The sequence below is a fragment of the Caulobacter sp. GW456-12-1-14-TSB4 genome (genome assembly GCF_059424195.1).
The window spans coordinates 1-5,701 of the sequence record NZ_JBWKZF010000064.1 but is presented as its reverse complement, the minus strand read 5'-3'; the positions used below and the strand labels follow the sequence as shown (position 1 = coordinate 5,701).

Annotated in this window: 3 tRNA genes and 3 rRNA genes; all 6 read right to left on the bottom strand. The window is 54.8% G+C overall.

Annotation, left to right across the window (positions count from 1 at the left end):
* Window positions 1-80: 80 nt before the first annotated feature.
* The 6 genes from AC07YH_RS26505 to AC07YH_RS26480 all read right to left on the bottom strand — a co-directional run bounded on the left by AC07YH_RS26505 (window position 81) and on the right by AC07YH_RS26480 (window position 5,379).
* Window positions 81-157: transfer RNA gene (locus tag AC07YH_RS26505), tRNA-Met, on the bottom strand.
* A gap of 64 nt (window positions 158-221) precedes the next feature.
* A 5S ribosomal RNA gene (gene rrf / locus AC07YH_RS26500) occupies window positions 222-336 on the bottom strand.
* 117 nt (window positions 337-453) lie between these two features.
* A 23S ribosomal RNA gene (locus tag AC07YH_RS26495) occupies window positions 454-3,239 on the bottom strand.
* Window positions 3,240-3,492: 253 nt separating this feature from the next.
* Window positions 3,493-3,568 (bottom strand) — tRNA-Ala (locus AC07YH_RS26490).
* Between the two features lie 66 nt (window positions 3,569-3,634).
* Window positions 3,635-3,711: transfer RNA gene (locus tag AC07YH_RS26485), tRNA-Ile, on the bottom strand.
* Window positions 3,712-3,895: 184 nt separating this feature from the next.
* Window positions 3,896-5,379: ribosomal RNA gene (locus AC07YH_RS26480) — 16S ribosomal RNA — on the bottom strand.
* Together the 16S, 23S and 5S rRNA genes with 3 tRNA genes alongside form the textbook arrangement of a ribosomal RNA operon.
* Window positions 5,380-5,701 lie beyond the last annotated feature (322 nt).

Sequence of the window (5,701 nt, the reverse complement as noted above, 5' to 3'; positions counted from 1 at the left end):
GCCACTCTGGATTGCACCTCTAGGTATGAAAAAACCCTGGCCGCGCGCGGACAGGGTGGATGTTGGAACGGTGTAGGCCTTGGGTGCGGGGACAGGATTTGAACCTGTGACCTTCAGGTTATGAGCCTGACGAGCTACCGGGCTGCTCCACCCCGCGTCAGGGTGTTTTTGAGATTGTGTGGCAGGGTTTTGGACTTGGGGTGTTGATATCCTTTTGGCGGACCTGGCGGCGACCTACTCTCCCGCGCCTTGAGACGAAGTACCATTGGCCCAGGGGGACTTAACGACCGAGTTCGGAATGGGATCGGGTGGGGAACCCCCGGCAAAGCCACCAGGTCAGCGAAAAGGATATCACTCTTTCCCTTCCGGCTTGCGCCGGTTGGGAAGAGGATTGTGAAGAAGACATCAGTGTCTGAAGTAGAGCCATGCTTAGTGCATGGGTTTGACTGAAGAACGATCAAGCCTATCGAGCTATTAGTACCGGTAAGCTCCATGCGTCGCCGCACTTCCACACCCGGCCTATCAACGTGGTGGTCTTCCACGGCTCTCAGCGAGACCTTGTTTTGAGGTTAGTTTCCCGCTTAGATGCTTTCAGCGGTTATCTATTCCACACTTAGCTACCCTGCTGCACAGCTGGCGCCATGACAGGTCCACCAGAGGTGTGTCCATCCCGGTCCTCTCGTACTAGGGACAGATCCTCTCAAGTCTCGTACACCCACGGCAGATAGGGACCAAACTGTCTCACGACGTTCTGAACCCAGCTCACGTACCACTTTAATCGGCGAACAGCCGAACCCTTGGGACCTGCTCCAGCCCCAGGATGTGATGAGCCGACATCGAGGTGCCAAACTTTGCCGTCGATATGGACTCTTGGGCAAAATCAGCCTGTTATCCCTAGAGTACCTTTTATTCGTTGAGCGATGGCCCTTCCACGCAGGACCACCGGATCACTATGGCCGACTTTCGTCTCTGCTCGACTTGTCAGTCTCGCAGTCAGGCGGGCTTATGCCATTGCACTCGACGACCGATTTCCGACCGGTCTGAGCCCACCATCGCGCGCCTCCGTTACACTTTGGGAGGCGACCGCCCCAGTCAAACTGCCCGCCACGCCATGTCCCGGACCCGGATAACGGGCCGCGGTTAGACGTCAACAACAATAAGGGTGGTATTTCAAGGATGGCTCCCCCGAGACTGGCGCCCCGGTTTCATAGCCTCCCACCTATCCTACACATGTTGTTGCTAACGCCAAGGCGAAGCTGCAGTAAAGGTTCATAGGGTCTTTCCGTCTGACCGCGGGAACCCCGCATCTTCACGGGGAATTCAATTTCGCTGAGCCTGTGCTGGAGACAGTGGGGAAGTCGTTACGCCATTCGTGCAGGTCGGAACTTACCCGACAAGGAATTTCGCTACCTTAGGACCGTTATAGTTACGGCCGCCGTTTACCTGGGCTTCAATTCAGAGCTTGCACCCCTCCTTTTAACCTTCAGGCACCGGGCAGGCGTCAGACCCTATACGTCGCCTTGCGGCTTCGCAGAGCCCTGTGTTTTTGATAAACAGTCGCTACCCCCTGGCTTGTGCCACTCTCATCTGGTTGCCCAAAAGAGAGTCACGCTTATCCCGAAGTTACGCGTGCAATTTGCCGAGTTCCTTCAGCACAGTTCTCTCAAGCGCCTTGGTATACTCTACCTGCCCACCTGTGTCGGTTTCGGGTACGGTCTCCGTTGGAGTTATTTCCAGGGACCTGTTCACTGCCGGGAGCAATCCAATAAGCCCCGACAATTTACCAGATCCGTCACTTCCAACTGGTTCAGGAATATTCACCTGATTCCCATCGACTACGCCTTTCGGCCTCGCCTTAGGGGCCGACTAACCCTGCGCAGATTAGCTTTACGCAGGAACCCTTGGGCTTTCGGCGAGAGGGTCTCTCACCCTCTTTATCGCTACTCATGTCAGCATTCTCACTTCCGATACCTCCAGCAAGGCTCACGCCTCACCTTCATCGGCTTACGGAACGCTCCGCTACCGCGTGCTTACGCACACCCATACCTTCGGCGACTGGCTTGAGCCCCGTTACATTTTCCGCGCAGGTTCGCTTGACCAGTGAGCTGTTACGCTTTCTTTAAATGATGGCTGCTTCTAAGCCAACATCCTGGTTGTCAAAGCAAACCCACATCGTTTCCCACTTAGCCAGTACTTGGGGGCCTTAGATGATGGTTAGGGTTGTTTCCCTTTTCACGACGGACGTTAGCACCCGCCGTGTGTCTCCCGGATAGTTCTCTTGGGTATTCGGAGTTTGATTAGAATTGGTACAGCTCGCGCCGCCCGCATCCATTCAGTGCTCTACCCCCCAAGGAATACGTCCGAGGCACTACCTAAATAGTTTTCGCGGAGAACCAGCTATGTCCAGGTTTGATTGGCCTTTCACCCCTATCCACAAGTCATCCGAGAATTTTTCAACATTCACCGGTTCGGACCTCCAGTAAGTGTTACCTTACCTTCATCCTGCTCATGGATAGATCACCTGGTTTCGGGTCGTCATGCGACGTACTTATTCGCCCTATTCAGACTCGCTTTCGCTGCGCCTACACCTAACGGCTTAAGCTTGCACGGCACATGAAGTCGCTGACCCATTATACAAAAGGTACGCCGTCACCACGCTCGGTGGCTCCGACTGCTTGTAGGCTTCCGATTTCAGGATCTGTTTCACTCCCCTTGTCGGGGTGCTTTTCACCTTTCCCTCACGGTACTTGTTCGCTATCGGTCATTGAGGAGTACTTAGGCTTGGAGGGTGGTCCCCCCATGTTCAGACAGGATTTCACGTGTCCCGCCCTACTCGAGTCTGTCGCTATTTGACGCTTACGGGGCTATCACCCACTATGGCTGTGTTTCCCAACACATTCAGCTTTATGTCACGACAGCACTGGCCTGGTCCCGGTTCGCTCGCCACTACTACGGGAGTCTCGGTTGATGTCCTTTCCTCCGGGTACTGAGATGTTTCAGTTCCCCGGGTTTGCTTAATGAACCCTATGTATTCAGGTCATTATACCTCTTCTGATCAACCAATCGCCGCTCCAGCCGAAGCTGAAGCAAAGTTGGGTGACCATAAAGGTGGGTTTCCCCATTCGGAGATAGCCGGATCAAAGGGTGCTCGCGCCTCCCCGGCTCTTATCGCAGCGTGCCACGTCCTTCATCGCCTCTCAATGCCAAGGCATCCGTCAGAAGCCCTTATGCGCTTGATCGTTCTCAGCAAAACCCATGCATAATCGTCTCTTGTCACTCACGTGAGAAGAGATCGAGCATGAGCTCTACCTTTAGTCAGACAATGATGTCTTCTTAAGTCCATCCTTAAACCAGGTCCGTATCCCAGGGGTGAGCTACGGTTGGCGGAGGAACCCTGCCTTCACAATGTCATTTCGCAGCTGGCTCAAAAGCCAGTGCAAACTTGATCATTCCTCGATCGCGATTTCTCAACCTGTCCGATGACAGGGAGAATGGTGGAGCCAGACGGATTCGAACCGACGACATCCTGCTTGCAAAGCAGGCGCTCTACCAACTGAGCTATGGCCCCTCACACTCGGTGTGAGTTGCTTGCCCAGCGGGGAGCTGGTCGGTTGCGGTCCGTATGTGGAAAGAGTGGTAGGCCCGATAAGACTTGAACTTATGACCTCACGCTTATCAAGCGTGCGCTCTAACCAACTGAGCTACGGGCCCATAGGCCGCTCAGATCAAGTCCAGTTAAGGACCCGCTCCAGGGCTCGCGATCGCCTCGATCACCTAACGGCGATCAAGGAGTGGAAAGAGAAACGAAGACGGCGGCGATCCGCTCATTTGTGTGCGTCTAGCGCACTAATTGGAGCCTCAATAGCTTCGTGAGAAGCTGGAGAAGCATCCTTAGAAAGGAGGTGATCCAGCCGCAGGTTCCCCTACGGCTACCTTGTTACGACTTCACCCCAGTCGCTGACCCTACCGTGGTCGCCTGCCTCCTTGCGGTTAGCGCAGCGCCTTCGGGTAAAGCCAACTCCCATGGTGTGACGGGCGGTGTGTACAAGGCCCGGGAACGTATTCACCGCGGCATGCTGATCCGCGATTACTAGCGATTCCAACTTCATGCTCTCGAGTTGCAGAGAACAATCCGAACTGAGACGACTTTTAGGGATTGGCTCCCCCTCGCGGGATTGCAGCCCTCTGTAGTCGCCATTGTAGCACGTGTGTAGCCCACCTTGTAAGGGCCATGAGGACTTGACGTCATCCCCGCCTTCCTCCGGATTAACTCCGGCAGTACGATTAGAGTGCCCAGCCAAACCTGATGGCAACTAATCGCGAGGGTTGCGCTCGTTGCGGGACTTAACCCAACATCTCACGACACGAGCTGACGACAGCCATGCAGCACCTGTGTCCCAGTCCCCGAAGGGAAAGCCAGATCTCTCTGGTGGTCCGGGCATGTCAAAAGGTGGTAAGGTTCTGCGCGTTGCTTCGAATTAAACCACATGCTCCACCGCTTGTGCGGGCCCCCGTCAATTCCTTTGAGTTTTAATCTTGCGACCGTACTCCCCAGGCGGAGTGCTTAATGCGTTAGCTGCGTCACCGACATGCATGCATGCCGACAACTAGCACTCATCGTTTACGGCGTGGACTACCAGGGTATCTAATCCTGTTTGCTCCCCACGCTTTCGAGCCTCAGCGTCAGTAACGGACCAGTATGTCGCCTTCGCCACTGGTGTTCTTCCGAATATCTACGAATTTCACCTCTACACTCGGAGTTCCACATACCTCTTCCGTACTCAAGACTGCCAGTATCAAAGGCAATTCCAAGGTTGAGCCCTGGGCTTTCACCTCTGACTAAACAGTCCGCCTACGCTCCCTTTACGCCCAGTAATTCCGAGCAACGCTAGCCCCCTTCGTATTACCGCGGCTGCTGGCACGAAGTTAGCCGGGGCTTCTTCTCCGGGTACCGTCATTATCGTCCCCGGTGAAAGAATTTTACAATCCTAAGACCTTCATCATTCACGCGGCATGGCTGCGTCAGGCTTTCGCCCATTGCGCAAGATTCCCCACTGCTGCCTCCCGTAGGAGTTTGGGCCGTGTCTCAGTCCCAATGTGGCTGATCATCCTCTCAGACCAGCTAAGGATCGTAGCCTTGGTGGGCCTTTACCCCACCAACTAGCTAATCCTACGCGGGCCGCTCCAATGGCGATAAATCTTTCCCCCGAAGGGCACATCCGGTATTAGCTCAAGTTTCCCTGAGTTGTTCCGAACCAAAGGGCACGTTCCCACGTGTTACTCACCCGTCCGCCACTAATCCCGAAGGATCCGTTCGACTTGCATGTGTTAGGCCTGCCGCCAGCGTTCGCTCTGAGCCAGGATCAAACTCTCAGGTTGAGTTGACATTGACATCAGACTTCCAATCCCGGGGGAAAACCCAGGATCAGGTATCTGGTTTGCATAGTATCTTGACGAGTTCCCATCACACTGCAGCCAACCGAAGCCGGCTGCGGTATAAATGGTGTCTTCAAGAGACCGCATTTGTCAGCGTCGAAGGTAGACCTAAAGTCTACCGCCAGAGCGCCGCCGCCTGCGTTTCTCTTTCCAAATCAACAATGTCAAAGACCCGAGCCGCTTCAGCGGCCCCACCGTTTAGCGCCCGGTGTCGGCGGAGGCGGCTATCTAGCGAACCTCGAATTCCGTGTCAAATCGTTTTTTT